At 63.4% G+C, this 14,744-nt stretch carries 15 protein-coding genes; 8 read left to right on the top strand and 7 right to left on the bottom strand.

The features are described from left to right. Window positions 1-1,606, bottom strand: a 1,606-nt coding sequence (locus tag ABI660_RS13900) for an AMP-binding protein (RefSeq protein WP_348068975.1), incomplete at its 3' end; no start/stop codon positions are given. Window positions 1,607-1,776: 170 nt separating this feature from the next. Here ABI660_RS13900 and ABI660_RS13895 point away from each other — a divergent pair. The 8 genes from ABI660_RS13895 to htpG all read left to right on the top strand — a co-directional run bounded on the left by ABI660_RS13895 (window position 1,777) and on the right by htpG (window position 10,021). Continuing rightward, the gene (locus ABI660_RS13895; RefSeq protein WP_348068973.1) at window positions 1,777-2,487 is read left to right on the top strand and encodes a Crp/Fnr family transcriptional regulator; all 711 of its coding nucleotides are present in this window, start codon (window positions 1,777-1,779) and stop codon (window positions 2,485-2,487) included. A gap of 225 nt (window positions 2,488-2,712) precedes the next feature. Continuing rightward, the gene (locus ABI660_RS13890) at window positions 2,713-3,564 is read left to right on the top strand and encodes a pseudouridine synthase (RefSeq protein ID WP_348068971.1); all 852 of its coding nucleotides are present in this window, start codon (window positions 2,713-2,715) and stop codon (window positions 3,562-3,564) included. 129 nt (window positions 3,565-3,693) lie between these two features. Then, window positions 3,694-5,016, top strand: a complete 1,323-nt coding sequence (locus ABI660_RS13885) for an alpha/beta hydrolase (RefSeq protein ID WP_348068969.1) — start codon at window positions 3,694-3,696, stop codon at window positions 5,014-5,016. Window positions 5,017-5,118: 102 nt separating this feature from the next. After that, a complete protein-coding gene (locus ABI660_RS13880) occupies window positions 5,119-5,508 on the top strand; it encodes a hypothetical protein (RefSeq protein ID WP_348068967.1) in 390 nt (129 codons plus the stop codon). After that, on the top strand, window positions 5,508-6,200 hold the full coding sequence (locus ABI660_RS13875; protein ID WP_348068965.1) for a response regulator transcription factor: 693 nt from the start codon (window positions 5,508-5,510) through the stop codon (window positions 6,198-6,200). Before ABI660_RS13880 ends, ABI660_RS13875 begins: the two co-directional genes overlap by 1 nt. Then, complete coding sequence (locus ABI660_RS13870; protein ID WP_348068963.1) at window positions 6,197-7,552, top strand: ATP-binding protein; 1,356 nt, start codon at window positions 6,197-6,199, stop codon at window positions 7,550-7,552. Before ABI660_RS13875 ends, ABI660_RS13870 begins: the two co-directional genes overlap by 4 nt. Before the next feature lie 149 nt (window positions 7,553-7,701). Continuing rightward, entirely contained in the window at window positions 7,702-8,007 is a 306-nt protein-coding gene (locus ABI660_RS13865; RefSeq protein WP_348068961.1) for a DUF4148 domain-containing protein, read from the top strand. A 133-nt stretch (window positions 8,008-8,140) separates the two neighbouring features. Continuing rightward, window positions 8,141-10,021 carry a molecular chaperone HtpG gene (htpG, locus tag ABI660_RS13860; RefSeq protein ID WP_348068959.1) on the top strand — a complete coding sequence of 627 codons (1,881 nt, stop codon included), beginning with the start codon at window positions 8,141-8,143 and terminating at the stop codon, window positions 10,019-10,021. A gap of 276 nt (window positions 10,022-10,297) precedes the next feature. On the opposite strand, the gene ABI660_RS13855 is transcribed toward htpG, so the two are convergent. From ABI660_RS13855 to ABI660_RS13830, 6 genes are all read right to left on the bottom strand, one after another. After that, complete coding sequence (locus ABI660_RS13855; protein ID WP_348068957.1) at window positions 10,298-11,143, bottom strand: PA4780 family RIO1-like protein kinase; 846 nt, start codon at window positions 11,141-11,143, stop codon at window positions 10,298-10,300. 37 nt (window positions 11,144-11,180) lie between these two features. Then, on the bottom strand, window positions 11,181-12,374 hold the full coding sequence (locus ABI660_RS13850; RefSeq protein ID WP_348068955.1) for an NnrS family protein: 1,194 nt from the start codon (window positions 12,372-12,374) through the stop codon (window positions 11,181-11,183). Then, the gene (locus tag ABI660_RS13845; protein WP_348068954.1) at window positions 12,371-13,537 is read right to left on the bottom strand and encodes a hypothetical protein; all 1,167 of its coding nucleotides are present in this window, start codon (window positions 13,535-13,537) and stop codon (window positions 12,371-12,373) included. Before ABI660_RS13845 ends, ABI660_RS13850 begins: the two co-directional genes overlap by 4 nt. Next, the gene (locus tag ABI660_RS13840) at window positions 13,534-13,872 is read right to left on the bottom strand and encodes a metal-sulfur cluster assembly factor (protein WP_348068952.1); all 339 of its coding nucleotides are present in this window, start codon (window positions 13,870-13,872) and stop codon (window positions 13,534-13,536) included. The genes ABI660_RS13845 and ABI660_RS13840 overlap by 4 nt, the downstream gene beginning before the upstream one ends. Before the next feature lie 19 nt (window positions 13,873-13,891). After that, window positions 13,892-14,362 carry an Rrf2 family transcriptional regulator gene (locus ABI660_RS13835; protein WP_348068950.1) on the bottom strand — a complete coding sequence of 157 codons (471 nt, stop codon included), beginning with the start codon at window positions 14,360-14,362 and terminating at the stop codon, window positions 13,892-13,894. A gap of 119 nt (window positions 14,363-14,481) precedes the next feature. Beyond that, window positions 14,482-14,733: a DUF2249 domain-containing protein gene (locus ABI660_RS13830; protein WP_348068948.1), complete on the bottom strand. Its 252-nt coding sequence runs from the start codon at window positions 14,731-14,733 to the stop codon at window positions 14,482-14,484. Window positions 14,734-14,744 lie beyond the last annotated feature (11 nt).

Here is a 14,744-nt window from a genome sequence, read left to right as displayed (position 1 = left end):
CCAGGTCGGTGTAGCCGGCGTAGGGCAGGTTGCGCCGCTCGGCCCAGTTGCCGACCGCATCGAAGTCGATGTTGATCATGACGCAGACTTTTTCGCGGCCGTCGCCGTAGGCCACCACTTCCTTGATGTGCGGGAAAAATTTCAGTTTGTTTTCCACGTACTTGGGCGCGAACATGGCGCCGTCGTTGGCGCCGCCCTGGATACGGCCCACGTCTTTCACGCGGTCGATGATCTTGAGGTGCCCGCTTGCATCCAGAAAACCCGCATCGCTGGTGTGGTACCAGCCGTCGGCTGTCAGCACTTCTGCAGTGGCGGCCGGGTTTTTGTAATAGCCCTTGAGCAGCCCGGCGGACTTGACGAGAATCTCGCCGTTGTCGGCCACCTTGACCTGCACGCCCTTGATGGGGACGCCCACCGTATCGGCGCGCGCCTGGTTGTCCGGCTGCAGGCAGACAAACACCGCGGTTTCGGTCGAACCGTAAAGCTGCTTGAGGTTGATGCCGATGGAACGGTAGAAGGTGAACAGGTCCGGGCCGATGGCTTCTCCGGCGGTGTAGGCCACACGCACGCGCGAAAAACCCAGGTTGTTGCGCAGCGGGCCGTAAACCATGAGTGTGCCCAGGGCGTAAAGCAGCTTGTCGCCGGTGCCCACGGGCTTGTTGTCCATCAAGGCCGGTCCGACGCGTTTGGCCACATCCATGAAGAAGTGGAACATCTTGCGCTTGAGAAAGCCCGCGTCTTCCATGCGGATCATCACGCTGGTCAGCAAGCCTTCAAACACGCGCGGCGGCGCGAAATAGTAGCTGGGGCCGACTTCCTTGAGGTCGATGGTGACCGTGCCCGCGCTTTCGGGGCAGTTCACCACATAACCGCAGCACAGCCACTGGGCGTAGCTGAAGATGTTCTGGCCAATCCAGGCTGGTGGAAGGTAAGCCAGCACTTCCTCGTTGCTGGTCAGCTTGTCGAATTCGGCACCGGCTTCCGCGCGGTCCAGCAAGGTGTTGTGCGTGTGCACGACTCCCTTGGGGTTGCCGGTGGTACCCGAAGTGAAGAACATCGCGGCTACGTCGTCAGGTTGCGCCTTTTCAATTTCTGCCTGGAAAAAGCCCGGCTGCTGGGTGGCAAAGGCTTGGCCCGAGGCGATCAGCGCGTCCAGCGCCACCAGGCCCGGCTCGTCGTAATTGCGCAGGCCCTTGGGGTCGTCATAAATAATGCTGGCCAGCTGCGGGCACTGGCTGCGGATCTCCATGAGTTTGTCGACCTGTTCCTGGTCTTCGACCATCGCAAAACGTACGTCCGCATTGGTAATGGGGAACACACACTCGGCACCCACGGCGTCCTGGTACAGCGGCACGGCAATCGCCCCAAGGGATTGGGCGGCCAGCATGGTGCCATACAAGCGGGGCCGGTTCGCACCGATGACGACCATGTGTTCGCCGCGCTGCAGGCCGGCCTGGTGCAGGCCGCAGGCAATGTGTTCAACCAGCGTGGCCATGTCGGCCCAGCTGTGCGCCTGCCAGATGCCGTATTCCTTCTCGCGCATGGCGGGCGCCGCGGGGCGCTCGGCGGCGTGCTTGAGAAGCAAACGGGGAAAGGTGGTCTGCATTCGGGGCCTTGTCTCCAGAGTTAAATCCAGCGTGCCCATGAAGCCATGGGCAGCGTTGGCATGAACGGATACTAGGCCTCTGTTTGACGTCGGGTTGTCGTTTGGACGACAATTTAAGGGACACCCCTCCCCGGACTTTCCCGAATATTTGTTTCATTGTTGGACCGGCCATGACCACCGATCTTCCGTTGCACAAACGCCGCCGCGCCCCCGATGCGCGAGAGTTGGCGGGCATCCCCTGGCTGGCTTTGTTGCTCCCCGCTGAGCGCGAGCAGGCGGTCGCTGGCCTGATCGTGGGTGACGCATTGCCGGGCGACTATCTTTGCCGGGTCGGCAAGCCGGTGACTTACTGGTTCGGCGTGGTCGAAGGCCTGCTCAAGATGAGCAGCGACAACGCCCAGGGCGCGACCATGACTTTTGCCGGCTTGCCGCCGGGCGGCTGGTTCGGCGAGGGCACGGCGCTCAAGCGCGAGCCTTACCGCTACAACATCCAGGCGCTGCGCAAAAGTGTGGTGGCCGGCTTGCCGGTGGATACTTTCCACTGGCTGCTGGACCACTCCATCGGCTTCAACCGTTTCGTGATGAACCAGCTCAATGAGCGCCTGGGCCAGTTCATTGCCGCGCGCGAGATCGACCGCATGAACAATCCCGACCTGCGCGTAGCGCGCAGCCTGGCGGCGCTGTTCAACCCGGTGCTGTATCCGGGCGTTGGCGAAATCCTGCGCATTACCCAGCAGGAAATGGCTTACCTCGTCGGGCTGTCACGCCAGCGCGTGAACGAGGCGCTGGCTCATCTGCAGGCGCAGGGCATCATCCGGATCGAATACGGCGGTCTGCGCGTGTTGGATTTGCAGGCGCTGCGGTCCAGTATTTTTACGTAAAAAGTGGCTGCAGCCCTTGTTTGGTGGTCGCAGACAGCTACCGAAACAATAGCACGCAGGCCCGTCGTTTTCCAGAAGCAGGTGCCGGGATTTCAAGCAGGACCGAAAACACCAGGGCACCGAGTGCGATCAGCGGCAGGACCGCGCGTGCGGCATGGGTGTATTCCCATTGACTGCGCGGTTCCGTCAAAGGTTTCGAGCGGGCCGCCTAAAATGGAGCGCTCCATGGCTCAATCCCCTCCCCCCAAATCCCCGATTCCCGGCGCTGCAGTGCGCATCCCGAAAGCGGTGGCCGCCCCAGGCGCCCCGGTGCTGACGGTTCGCCTGAACAAACGTATGGCCGAGCTCGGCATGTGTTCACGCCGCGAGGCCGACGACTGGATTGCGCGCGGCTGGGTCCGGGTGGACGGGCAGGCGGCGGTGATGGGCCAGCCAGTGGCTGCCAACGCCCGCATCGAGGTGGCGCGCGAGGCCGAGCAGCAGCAGCGCCAGCAGGTCACCATCCTGATCAACAAGCCGGTGGGGTATGTCAGCGGCCAGGCCGAGGACGGCCACGAGCCTGCGGTGGTGCTGGTGCAGCCGCAGAACCGCTGGCGCGAGTGCAACAGCCGCATGCGCTGGGGCCACGAGCAGCTGCGCGGCCTGGCTCCGGCCGGCCGGCTTGACATTGACTCCATCGGCCTGCTGGTGCTCACGCAGGACGGGCGTGTGGCGCGGCAGCTGATCGGCGAAGACTCGGACATCGAAAAAGAATACCTGGTGCGCGTCACGTATCAGGGTGAACAGGGCGCCGAAACGGTCAACGTGCAGGCCATGTTCCCGCCGGAAAAACTCGCCTTGTTGTGTCACGGCCTGAGCCTGGACGGCGAGCCCTTGCGGCCGGCGCGTGTCGAATGGCAGAACCCCGAGCAGTTGCGCTTTGTGCTCAAGGAAGGCAAAAAGCGCCAGATACGCCGCATGTGCGAACAGGTCGGCTTGTTTGTGACGGGGCTCAAACGTGTGCGTATCGGCCGGGTCAATCTGGGCCACCTGCCGGTTGGCCAGTGGCGCTACCTGGCTCCCCACGAAAGCTTTTGAGCTGGATCTGCTCCTGTTTCAATAGCATCTTGTGCCCGATCCTATTGGGATGGAGGCACTTTTCATTCATAAAGCCGGGCGAAAAGGGATGTGCTGGACGCTCCTCCTGTCGGCCGCGACAATGGTGGCATGAGCACCTCACCACCGCCGCGCTTGCCCAAGCTGCCTTCCCTGGACGAGCTGCGCAGCCACCTGCATCCGTCCGACATCCAGGGCCTGGCACAACTCGCCACCCGCGGCACGCTGGGCATCACCGAACTGGTGGAGAAGGTGCAGGGCAATGTCTACAAGGCCGTCGCCGCACCTTTTGGTCCTGCCGGGCAGAAATTTGTAGACCGTGAGGCCGGCGCTTCCGGCGTCAGGAAACGCGGCGTCACCGGCCTGGTCTACGGCAGCGTCAAGGGGGTGACACGCCTGGCCGGTGGCGCTGTGGATACCCTGTTGTCGCGCGTGGTGCCCAGGCTACCGGCGCCAGCTTCGTCGCCCCAGCGTGAAGCTCTTCTGGCCGCCCTCAACGGTGTGCTCGGTGACCAGTTGCAGGATAGCGCCAACCCTCTGGCCATCTCCATGAGCCTGCGCCATGAAGGCCAGCCCTTGCGGCTGGACAAGGCTGCGCTGGCGCAGCGCCTGCCAGGCGCCACCGGGAAAATCCTGGTGCTGGTGCATGGCCTGTGCATGAACGACCTGCAGTGGCGCGCCGGGGACGAAGCGGGCCCGCAGGACTACGGCCGGCAGTTGGCCCAGGAACTCGGCTACACCCCGGTTTACCTGCACTACAACACTGGCCTGCACACCTCGGTCAACGGTGGGCAGTTCGCGGCGCTGCTGGAGCAGTTGCTGCAAGCCTGGCCGCAGGAGGTGGAGGCCGTGAGCCTGCTGACACACAGCATGGGCGGTCTGGTGGCGCGCAGCGCCTGCCACAGCGCGGCGGCTGGCGGACTGCACTGGCTGGGGCGCCTCAAACACCTGGTGTTTCTCGGCACACCGCACCATGGTGCGCCTCTGGAAAAAGTTGGGAACTGGGTGGACACCCTGCTCGGCAGCAACCCGCTGACCCGGCCGTTTGCAAAAATTGCCCAGATCCGAAGCGCGGGCATCACCGACCTGCGTTACGGCCACGTGTTGCCGGTCGACTGGCAGGGCGCCGACCGCTTCGCCGCTGCACCGGACACGCGGCAGCCTTTGCCGCTGCCGGCCGGTGTGGCCTGTTTTGCCGTGGCCGCCACACTGGGCGCGGTTCCTGCAACCGGCGGGACAGCCCGCACCCCACTGCTTGACGAAGCGCTTGGCGACGGGCTGGTGCCCCTGTCCAGTGCACTGGGCCAGCACGCAGATCCCGCGCGCGACCTGGCTTTTTTGCCTGATCAGCAGTGGATTGCAATGGAAACCGGGCACATTGCGCTTTTGCACAGCCCGGCGGTCTACCAGCAGCTCAGGCGCTGGCTGGGCTGAGCGCCGGCCGGCCCTTTTTTGTGAAACGGTCGGGCATGCAGCTAATTCGAGCCTAATTCAGTCCGGCGAAGATACAGTTTCCATCACCACATCCTGCAAGCCATGGACACTTTCTCTGAACATATTGCCCGCGCCATCCTGCTTGCCGTCGGTGTGAGCGCCGTGTTTGTCCTGCTGGCCTTGCCGCCCCCCGACGGCGCGGCCTTGCCGCTGCTGCTGCACTATCAGTTCCTGATCGCCTTGCTGGCCGCAGCGCTGCTGGGCGCTGCGCTTGTCCCGGCCATCCGCCCGACCGTGGTGGTTGCTGGCCTGCTGAGCCAGGCCGGGTTTGTGGGCATCGCACTGGCCACGCCCGGCTTTGTTGCGACGTCGGCTCTCTATCTGAACCTGGCCGGGATGGCCGCCTTGCTGTGCGCCGGTGCCCTGCTGCTGCAGGCTGCCAGGCGGCAGGCCCGCTGGGAAGGCTTGCGACCGCAGCCGTGGGAAGCGTAATGCGGGTCTTGCTTGTTGAAGACGACGACATGATCGGCCGCAGCCTGCAGCAGGCGCTGGAAACCAATGGCTGGTCTGTGGACTGGGTGCGTGACGGCTTGCTGGCGCAAAGTGCACTGGCCGATGGCGCCTACGCCTGTGTGCTGCTCGACCTGGGTCTGCCCAAGCGCGACGGCGTGGAAGTGCTGCGCCAGGCCCGGACACGCGGTGATGCCACGCCGGTGCTGGTATTGACCGCGCGGGACGGCCTGGACGACCGCATCACGGGGCTGGACCTCGGGGCGGATGACTACCTCGTCAAGCCTTACGAGTTCCGCGAGCTCCTGGCCCGCATGCGCGCCGTCATCCGTCGGCGGGACGGCAGCGCGCATTCCGTCATAGGCAATGGCGTGGTGCAGCTTGACCTCACCACGCGCGAGGTGCTGGTCAACGGCGATCAGTCGGCACTGTCGGCGCGAGAGTACGCATTGCTTCATGCGCTGCTCGAAAGGCCGGGCGCCATTCTCTCGCGCGACCAGCTCGAAAACCGCATTTACGGCTGGGGTGAAGAAGTCATGAGCAATGCCGTGGACGTCTTGATTCACGGCATGCGGAAAAAACTGGGCGCCGATGTCATTCGCAATGTGCGTGGCCTGGGTTGGCGCATCACTGGCACGCCTGCAGCGTCTCCCGCTGCCGGAGACGTTGCATGATGATCCACGTTTTCCCCGCGGGCCGGCTGTGTTCGCTGCGCCGCGCGATGTTGCTGTGGCTGCTGCCGGTGTTTGTACTGGTGGGCGCGGCGTCGGCAGGTTTCGCCTACTGGACCTACAACCGCATGGTGGCCACCTTCATGGACAGCCAGATGGAGCTGCTGGCTGAATCCATGGTAGCCCAGGAGCAGGACATCGTGTTGCCGGCACTGACGGGTGAGCAGATCCACAAATGGGGCAGTTATGTGGTGCAGGTGTTCGACGCCGATGGCCACGCCCGTTCCAATTCCTGGCTGGGATTGGCGCCCAGCCTGCAACCGGCAGGCGGGTTCCATGACGTCAAGGTAAACGACGCACGTTGGCGCATCTACACCACGCCGGTGAGCGAGGCCTCGGGTTCGCGGCGCGTCCAGGTGTTGCAGAGTGGCGAGTTCCGTCGCCATCTAGCCGCCGAGCGGGCCGGTACCGCGATTTTGCCGGTGATCATCCTGCTGCCACTTTCGGCCTTTGTCCTCTGGTTCGTGGCGGCCATTATGTCAAGCGCTATTGCCGACATCGCGCGCCAGGCCGCGTCCCAGGACGAGCACAGCATCGCCGAGCTGCCGCTGGACCGCGTGCCGCAGGAAATTGCGCCGCTGGTCATTTCCTTCAACAGCTTGCTGACCCGCCTGCGCGATGCGTTTGCCACACAGCGGCGCTTTGTGCAGGATGCCGCGCATGAGCTGCGCACGCCCATCACGGCGGTGAGCCTGCAGCTGGAAAACCTGCGCGGCGACTTTGCAGCCGGTGCGCCGGCGCAGCGTTTTGCCCAGCTGGAAGCCGGCGTGCTGCGTGCCCAGCGGCTGGTTGACCAGTTGCTCAGGCTGTCACGCCAGGAGTCGAGCCCCGCGGAGACGCCCGTTGCGGTCAACGTGCACGAGGTGCTGCATCAGAGCATCAATACGCTGATTACGCTGGCCGACCAGCGCAACATTGATCTCGGCCTAGAGGAAACCGGCTTGCCTGCGGAGGTCACCATGCTGACCTGCTCCAGCGGTGACCTGCGCAGCGTGGTGGACAACATGATAGAGAACGCCCTGCGCTACTCCCCGGAAGGCGGCGTGGTGGATGTACGTGTCACGAAGAGCCAGGGGAAACTGGCCATCGAGGTGGTAGATACCGGCCCAGGCATTCCGGCGGAGCTGCTAGGCCGCGTGTTCGACCGCTTCTTTCGCGTGCCGGGAAGCGATGTACGCGGCAGCGGGCTGGGCCTGTCCATTGCGCAGGCGGCCGCACAACGCTGCAGCATGCGCATCAGCCTGCGCAACCGGGACGACCGCAGCGGGCTGGTGGCGCGCGTCGAATCGGTTTGAGCGCTTGCTCATTCCCAGCTAAGACTTCGCTCATGGTCGCCTAATTTGTCCCAAATACAGTGAGGTCACGGTTGAAGTTTGGGCTTGAAAGAGCCGGATCCAACCGAAAAAAACTTCCGGTTCTCAACCACTCACTAAAGGTCATCATCATGAACAAGTCTTACGCTCTCATCGCTATCGCTACCTTTGCTGCCATCGCTTCCACCGGTGTGCGCGCCGAAACGCCTGATCCTGCTTCGCAGTTTGCGCTGCAGACAGAAGGCAACCGCACCCGCGCCGAAGTCATGGTCGAAGCGGTAACAGCCGTCAAGCAATACAACCACATCCCTTCCGGATCGCGCGTTGCTACTCCGGTGAAATCTGCCGTGCCTACCGCCGTCGTGCGCGGTGAAGCCGCCCAGGCCCTGCGCCTGGGCAAAATCCGCAGCGGCGAGCTGACTGGCCTGGAAGGCTAAGCCCTCGTTGGCCGCGGGTCCGGGGCGCATCCCGGACCCGCGATAATCGGGTCTTGAAATATGCGACGACGCCCCTAACTCCAGGGGCGTTTGTCTTTTGTCTTACCCTTTCCCATTTCAAGAACCCACCATCATGAGCAAGCAAACCCTTTCTTTCCAGGCTGAAGTTGCCCAGCTGCTGAATCTCGTCACCCACTCGCTGTATTCCAATCCCGATATTTTCCTGCGTGAGCTGGTCTCCAATGCCTCGGACGCCTGCGACAAGCTGCGTTTTGAAGGCCTGAACAACGCCGCCCTGTATGAAAACGCGCCCAACCTCGACGTGCGTGTGAGTTTTGACAAGGCAGCCAAAACCCTGACCATCACCGACAACGGCATCGGCCTTTCCCAGACGGAGGCCGTGGAGCACCTGGGCACCATTGCCAAAAGCGGCACGCGGGACTTCATGTCCAAACTCTCGGGCGACCAGAAAAACGATGCGCAGCTGATTGGCCAGTTTGGCGTCGGCTTCTACTCCGGCTTCATCGTGGCCGACAAGATCACGGTTGAAAGCCGGCGCGCCGGGCTGCCAGTTGCTGAAGCTGTGCGCTGGACCAGCGCAGGCACGGGTGACTTCGAGGTCGAAACCATCGAACGGGCGGAGCGTGGCACCAGCGTCATCCTGCACCTGAAAGACGATGCCACCGAGTACCTGAACACCTGGAAGCTCAAAAGCATCATCAGCAAATATTCCGACCACATTTCCCTGCCCATCCTGATGAAGAAGGAGGAGTGGAAAGAAGGCGAGAACGACCAACCCGGCGAGATGGTCACCACCGACGAGTGGGAAACCGTGAACCAGGCAGCTGCCCTCTGGACACGCGCCAAAAAAGACATCACGCAAGAACAGTACGACGAGTTTTACAAGCAGATCAGCTACGACAGCCAGCCGCCGCTGGCCAGCACCCACAACCGCGTCGAGGGCTCCACCGAATACACGCAACTGCTCTACATCCCGGCCAAGGCGCCCATGGACCTGTTCAACCGCGACAAGGCCGCTGGCGTCAAGCTCTACGTCAAGCGCGTGTTCATCATGGACGACGCACAGGCGCTGCTGCCGGTTTACCTGCGTTTCGTGAAAGGCGTGGTCGATTCGTCCGACCTGCCGCTCAACATCTCGCGTGAACTGTTGCAGGAAAGCCGCGCGGTCAAGGCGATCCGCGAAGGATGTACCAAGCGTGTGCTGTCCATGATCGAAGACCTGGCCGCCAACGAGCCGGAAAAATTTGCGAGCTTCTACGCCGAATTCGGCGCCGTGCTCAAGGAAGGCCTGGGCGAAGACTTTGCCAACCGCGACCGCCTGGCCAAGCTGCTGCGCTTTGCAAGTTCCACCACGGATACCGCAACGGTGGGTTTTGCCGACTACAAGGCGCGCATGAAAGAAGGCCAGGACGCGATTTACTACATCACCGCCGACACCCAGGCCGCCGGCAAGAACAGCCCGCAGCTGGAAATCTTTAGCAAGAAAGGCATCGAGGTACTGCTGATGACCGACCGCGTGGACGAGTGGGCGCTGAACTACCTGCACGAGTTCGACGGCACGCCGCTGCAGTCGGTTGCCAAGGGCGCCGTGGACCTGGGCAAGCTGCAGGACGAAGACGAAAAGAAGGCTGCCGAGGAAGCGCAGACCCAGTTCAAGCCCATCCTCGACAGGCTCAAGGAAGCCCTGAAAGACAAGGCAAAGGACGTGCGCGCCACCACGCGACTGGTCGATTCACCGGCCTGCCTGGTGGTGCAGGACGGCGACATGTCCACGCAGCTCGCCCGCATGCTCAAGCAGGCCGGCCAGGCCGCACCCGAGGTCAAGCCGATTCTTGAGATCAATGCCCAACACCCGCTGGTGAAAAAGCTCGAAGACAGCGAACATTTCGACGATCTGGCCCACATCCTGTTCGACCAGGCTTTGCTGGCCGAGGGCGGCTTGCCCGATGACCCTGCGGCCTATGTGAAGCGGGTCAACGCGCTGCTGCTTTGAGGGCGTGAAAAGCCGGTTAAAGCTGGTTTAATTGCCGGATGCTTACTGGCGACCTCAAATCGAAAATTGACCAAATCTGGAATGCCTTCTGGTCGGGAGGCATTGCCAACCCTCTGGAGGTGATTGAGCAAATCACCTGCTGGCGCTTGCCGATGATGCCTTGCGTCTTTCATTGCGACGCACCGGCAAAGAGTTGATCTCACGGGACGTGTAGTTTTTCCGGACCACCGTACGCGAAAGGAGGCGCCTGTCTGTCCGACAGCGGGCTGCGTGTGCCTACAAGGTTTGCATGCGCAGGCGCCGCGCCGCTTCCTCGGCCCGTGCATCGTCAATCTCACCCATCACGGCTCTCATGTCCACCGGCCCTCGCTTGTGCGCGAAGAGGCCAGTGAGTTGGGTGTCGGGCCGGAGCACGCCGCGCTGGTACAGGTCCCAGATCTCGTGGCCGTAGTCGGTGGTCAGCAGCTCAGGTGCAAAGCGGCCGAAGAAGCCGCGAAGGTTGGCGACATCGCGCAGCAGCATGCGGCTGGCGTGGTTGTTGCCGGCCGCATCGACGGCCTGGGGCAGGTCGATGATCACCGGGCCGTCCGAAGCCAGCAGCACATTGAACTCGGACAGGTCGCCGTGCACGACGCCGGCGCACAACATGCGCACCACTTCCGTGAGCAGCGTGGCATGGTGCAGGCGCGCCTGTTCCGGCGTGAACTCCACATCGTTCAGGCGCGGGGCCGCGTCGCCATGTTCGTCGGTCACCAGCTCCATCAGCAGCACACCGTCGCAGAAATTGTGCGGTGTGGGCACACGCACACCGGCAGCGGCCAGACGGTAAAGTGCATCGACCTCGGCGCTTTGCCAGGCCGCCTCGGCTGCTTGCCGGCCAAAGCGGGTTCCCTTGGCCATGGCGCGCGCCTGGCGTGTGTTTTTGACCTTGCGGTTTTCCGTGTAGTCCACCGCCTGACGGAAGCTGCGTTGGTCGGCCTCCTTGTAAATCTTGGCGCAGCGCGTTTCGTCACCGCAGCGCACAACATAGACCATGGCTTCCTTGCCGCTCATCAGCTGCCGCACCACGGTGTCGATCAGGCCTTCTTCGATCAATGACTGCAGTCGCTTGGGTGGTTTCATGGCCCCATTTTGCGCCCCACGGGTAAAACGGCCGCGTTCAGCCGGCTTGCCCGTCTATGCGAGGCCGTGTCAACACCGGCCAGTAGCGCACGGCATAGAGCGCGAAGCCGGCAGACCAGAGTGCTGCCGATCCCAGCGTGGCATGGATGAACCAGGCCGGGGCGGCGAGCGGCACGAACACGCGAACCAGTGCCGCAAGCAGCACAAGAACGAAACAAGCCACGTCGCTGCGGTCGGCCCGCAGCGGCCGGCCGGTGTGGCCGCGCGCGGTGCGGGTCATCATGCCGATGATGAGGCCACCAATGGCGCCCACGGTCAGCGCGTGGGTGGCCACCGAGGGTGCCACCCAACCCGCTGCCGCAGCTGCGCGCAGTGCAAGATGCACCGGAATCCAGAAGTAGGCAGCATGCAGCACCCAAACCAGCGGCGCACGCCCTGTTTTCCACGGACGCCACAAGCTCCAGCGAGCAAGATGGGCAACTGCACAAACCCCAGCCACGGCGCCCAGCCAGGCGCCATGTAATTGCGCGGCGTCGGCCAGCAGCAGCACCAGCACGCTGCCCAGTGCGGTTTTCTCCAGCAGGGGCTGCCGCGTGGCATTCGCCCCAGGGACGCCATTGTTGGTGAACATGGGGATCACACGGCCGCCCATCACCACCATGATGAACAGCATCACATCAAGGGCGAGCTGGATGCCGACCCAGCCTGGAAGCTCAATCACGCCGAGCTGCGCCAGGTGGATGCCCAATACTGCAGCCGACATCAGAAGCAGAAGGCCGACAAAAAAGTAGTTGCGGCGATTGCGCGCGGCGATGAAGGGAATCGCCAGCGCAATGGCGGCGGCAAGCGGGAAGGCCACATTGACGAGTGCTGCGGCCCAGCCGAAAGGCGTAAGAACGAGCACCCGGCCCGCCACCCATAGGCCTACCAGTGCGGCTAGGGGCCAGCCGGTGGGCGTTGGCCGGTTCGACCAGTTGCGCCCGGCCGTGAACAGGAAGCCCACAACCACGGCCAGTGCAAAGCCGAACAACATCTCGTGGGCGTGCCACATCGGCCCCTGCAGGTAAGGCAGGCCCAGCCAGCCGGAAAATTGAAGCGCCCACAGGCCGATGGACAGGGCGGCGAAGACGCTTGTCAGCAGGTAAAACGGACGAAAGCCGAGGTCCCAGAGCGCCCAGCCGGCAGGTGGCCGTGGGGGAGGAGGCTCCGCGATTTTGATGAACGATGTCATGAGGATGTCTTTCGGGTGGTCAGGGCGTCGGGCTCGCGATGCTGGATGCGCCAGGCCACGGCAGCGCCGGCGATGGTGGCTGCAAACAGCGCGATTGCAGCAGCGTTGAGGAGGGCACCGGTGCTGCGCAGCGGATTCCCCATCACGCCGGCCCCCAGCCGCAGCAGCAGGGAGAGGTGCAACATGGCCAGCGGCACGTAGAAAAAGGCGCCGAACTGCAGCTTGATGCGGGCAATCGCCGGCAGGATCACCGGTGCATGGCCCATCATCATGCTGACGATGAAGCCCAGGCCGAGGGCGTGCAGCGCTGCATCGCGCAGCGGCAGGCCCAGGGCCGTGGCGGCCCATGCCGCACCCGCCACGGCCAGCCACGCGTAGCCGCCTAGCAAACAAACCGCCATGTAGCGGCTCAGTCCGTGCGCGCGGACGGTGTACCGGGCGATGTCGAACACCGCCAGCCACAACGCTAACAAGACAAGCGCTGTGCCGTACAGCAGCCCGCCGGCGGTCGGTGCCAGGGTAGACCATGCGGCGCCACCCAGCAGGGTCGCCAGCACGACCTGCAGCGACAACTCTGCTCCCGGGCGCCGGCGCATCAGCCGCGTCATTTCCAGGCGCTCAGCGGCGATGGTCATTACGAGAAAGGCGAACCACCACGGCAGCGTTGCGACAACGCCTTGATTCGTTGCAAACAGCAGGTTGCCGGCGAGCCAGGCCCCTGCGGCGACCAGCAACAACCAGGTATGGGCAGCGCGCTGGCGTCCCACGATCACGACGTTGACGGCGGTGAAGACAATGGCCGCGGCCACAATCAGCCACGCGCCCAGTTCAAACTGACCCAGCAGCAGGAACACAGCGCCGGCGCCCGAAGCCAGCGGTGCGAGGAAAGCGGCGCGCAGCTTGACGGCCACCGCCCGCTCAATGCCGATGACCGTGCCGAGAAAACCGCAGATCATCAATGCAGCATGGGCCAGTGCCGCGTGGCCGGGCCAGGCGGAATGAGCCATGGCGGGAAGAGCCACGCCCGCGCGCAGCAGACCACCTGCGATGCCGGCCAGCAGCGACAGCGCGACCAGTCCCAGCAGCAGCGGCCGAATGGCCAGGGTGATCCACCGCGGCACCGTCTGGCGCTGCGGGTGCCTGGGCCGGCGCGGTGAGGTCACCACTGCATGAAACGCCTGGCGCGTTCACTCATTCGCTCGGGGGACCAGGGCGGTTCCCACACCAGTTCAACTTCAATCAGCAATTCCGGCGGCGCCACGCGGTCCAGCTCGGTCTCGACTTCGTCGATGATGAGATCCGCGACCGGGCAGGCAGCGGAGGTCATGGTCAGCCGGACATGCAGTTTCTCATCGGTCACGGTGACGCCATAGATCAGCCCGACATCGACGATGCTCATGGCAAGCTCTGGATCGACCACGCGCCTCAGGGCCTCAAGCAGGGTTAGCCGCAGTGCCCCAGGGCCTTCGTAGGGAAACGGTGCTTTGGGCTCATTCATGGGGCGCCGGTATCAGCGTTCACATGGCGCGTTTTGCCGCCGGCGTGGGCAGGGGTCTGTCGATAAACAGCACTTTGGCCAGCGATTGCCGGTTTTGCACCAGGTCGGCCAGGGTGTAGCGGTCCAGCACAACGTAAAAGGCCTCGACGGCCTCACCCAGCACACCGCGCAGGCGGCAGATGCGCGTGATCGCGCAGTGGTTGCCCTCTTCGGCAAAACATTCGGCTACCACCGCCGTTCCTTCAGTCTCGCGCACCACCGTGCCAACGCCGACCAGTTCCGGCGGCATGGCCAGCTCGAGCCCGCCGCCTTTGCCGCGTACGGTCGCCAGCCAGCCGTTTTTCCCGAGCAAATGCACCACCTTCGTCAGATGATTTTCCGAAACGTCGAAAGAGGTCGCGATTTCGGAAATCGTGGCGCGTTTCCCAGGCTGTGCCGCCAGGTAGATCAGGACGCGCAGGCTGTAGTCGGTGAAGGTGGTGAGTTTCATGAGGGTGAATGTAATTCCATTTCTAAATCATCCGTGCACTTTGTCGGCTTCGCTAGCCGTAGGTCCGTACCGTCGCTTCGCCTTCGCGTTCATGAATGATTTGGAAATGGAATAAGGCTTCAGCCGCGCACCTGAAAGTCGATCACGATTTCGCCCGGCTCACGCCGGACATAGCTGATGCCCAGCCTTTCGCCAAAGCCCTGCTGCAGCTGGTTCAATAGTGGCAACGGATCATGATCGTTGACAAAACGCATCGTTTCCCCGGGATGCAGGCTTTCCAGGGCGCCGAAGATGGCCGCGTGGCGGAAGCGCTTGGCAACGCCGCGCGCGTCGAATGGGTGGACATTGGTGAGGGTTTGGACTTCGCTCATGTTGGATTTTC

It is taken from the genome of Polaromonas sp., from assembly GCF_039930745.1.
Lineage (GTDB): Bacteria > Pseudomonadota > Gammaproteobacteria > Burkholderiales > Burkholderiaceae_C > Polaromonas.
The sequence above is the reverse complement of the archived record's forward strand: the minus strand, read 5'-3'. Positions and strand labels throughout refer to the sequence as shown.

Excerpts from the sequence above, each read along its gene's own strand:
- ABI660_RS13840 (WP_348068952.1), bottom strand. The coding sequence starts at position 13,872 with ATGAATGAGCCCAAAGCACCGTTTCCCTACGAAGGCCCTGGGGCACTG.
- ABI660_RS13890 (WP_348068971.1), top strand. The coding sequence starts at position 2,713 with ATGGCTCAATCCCCTCCCCCCAAATCCCCGATTCCCGGCGCTGCAGTG.
- ABI660_RS13855 (WP_348068957.1), bottom strand. The coding sequence starts at position 11,143 with ATGAAACCACCCAAGCGACTGCAGTCATTGATCGAAGAAGGCCTGATC.
- ABI660_RS13850 (WP_348068955.1), bottom strand. The coding sequence starts at position 12,374 with ATGACATCGTTCATCAAAATCGCGGAGCCTCCTCCCCCACGGCCACCT.
- ABI660_RS13895 (WP_348068973.1), top strand. The coding sequence starts at position 1,777 with ATGACCACCGATCTTCCGTTGCACAAACGCCGCCGCGCCCCCGATGCG.
- ABI660_RS13835 (WP_348068950.1), bottom strand. The coding sequence starts at position 14,362 with ATGAAACTCACCACCTTCACCGACTACAGCCTGCGCGTCCTGATCTAC.
- ABI660_RS13830 (WP_348068948.1), bottom strand. The coding sequence starts at position 14,733 with ATGAGCGAAGTCCAAACCCTCACCAATGTCCACCCATTCGACGCGCGC.
- htpG (WP_348068959.1), top strand. The coding sequence starts at position 8,141 with ATGAGCAAGCAAACCCTTTCTTTCCAGGCTGAAGTTGCCCAGCTGCTG.
- ABI660_RS13870 (WP_348068963.1), top strand. The coding sequence starts at position 6,197 with ATGATGATCCACGTTTTCCCCGCGGGCCGGCTGTGTTCGCTGCGCCGC.
- ABI660_RS13865 (WP_348068961.1), top strand. The coding sequence starts at position 7,702 with ATGAACAAGTCTTACGCTCTCATCGCTATCGCTACCTTTGCTGCCATC.
- ABI660_RS13875 (WP_348068965.1), top strand. The coding sequence starts at position 5,508 with ATGCGGGTCTTGCTTGTTGAAGACGACGACATGATCGGCCGCAGCCTG.
- ABI660_RS13885 (WP_348068969.1), top strand. The coding sequence starts at position 3,694 with ATGAGCACCTCACCACCGCCGCGCTTGCCCAAGCTGCCTTCCCTGGAC.
- ABI660_RS13880 (WP_348068967.1), top strand. The coding sequence starts at position 5,119 with ATGGACACTTTCTCTGAACATATTGCCCGCGCCATCCTGCTTGCCGTC.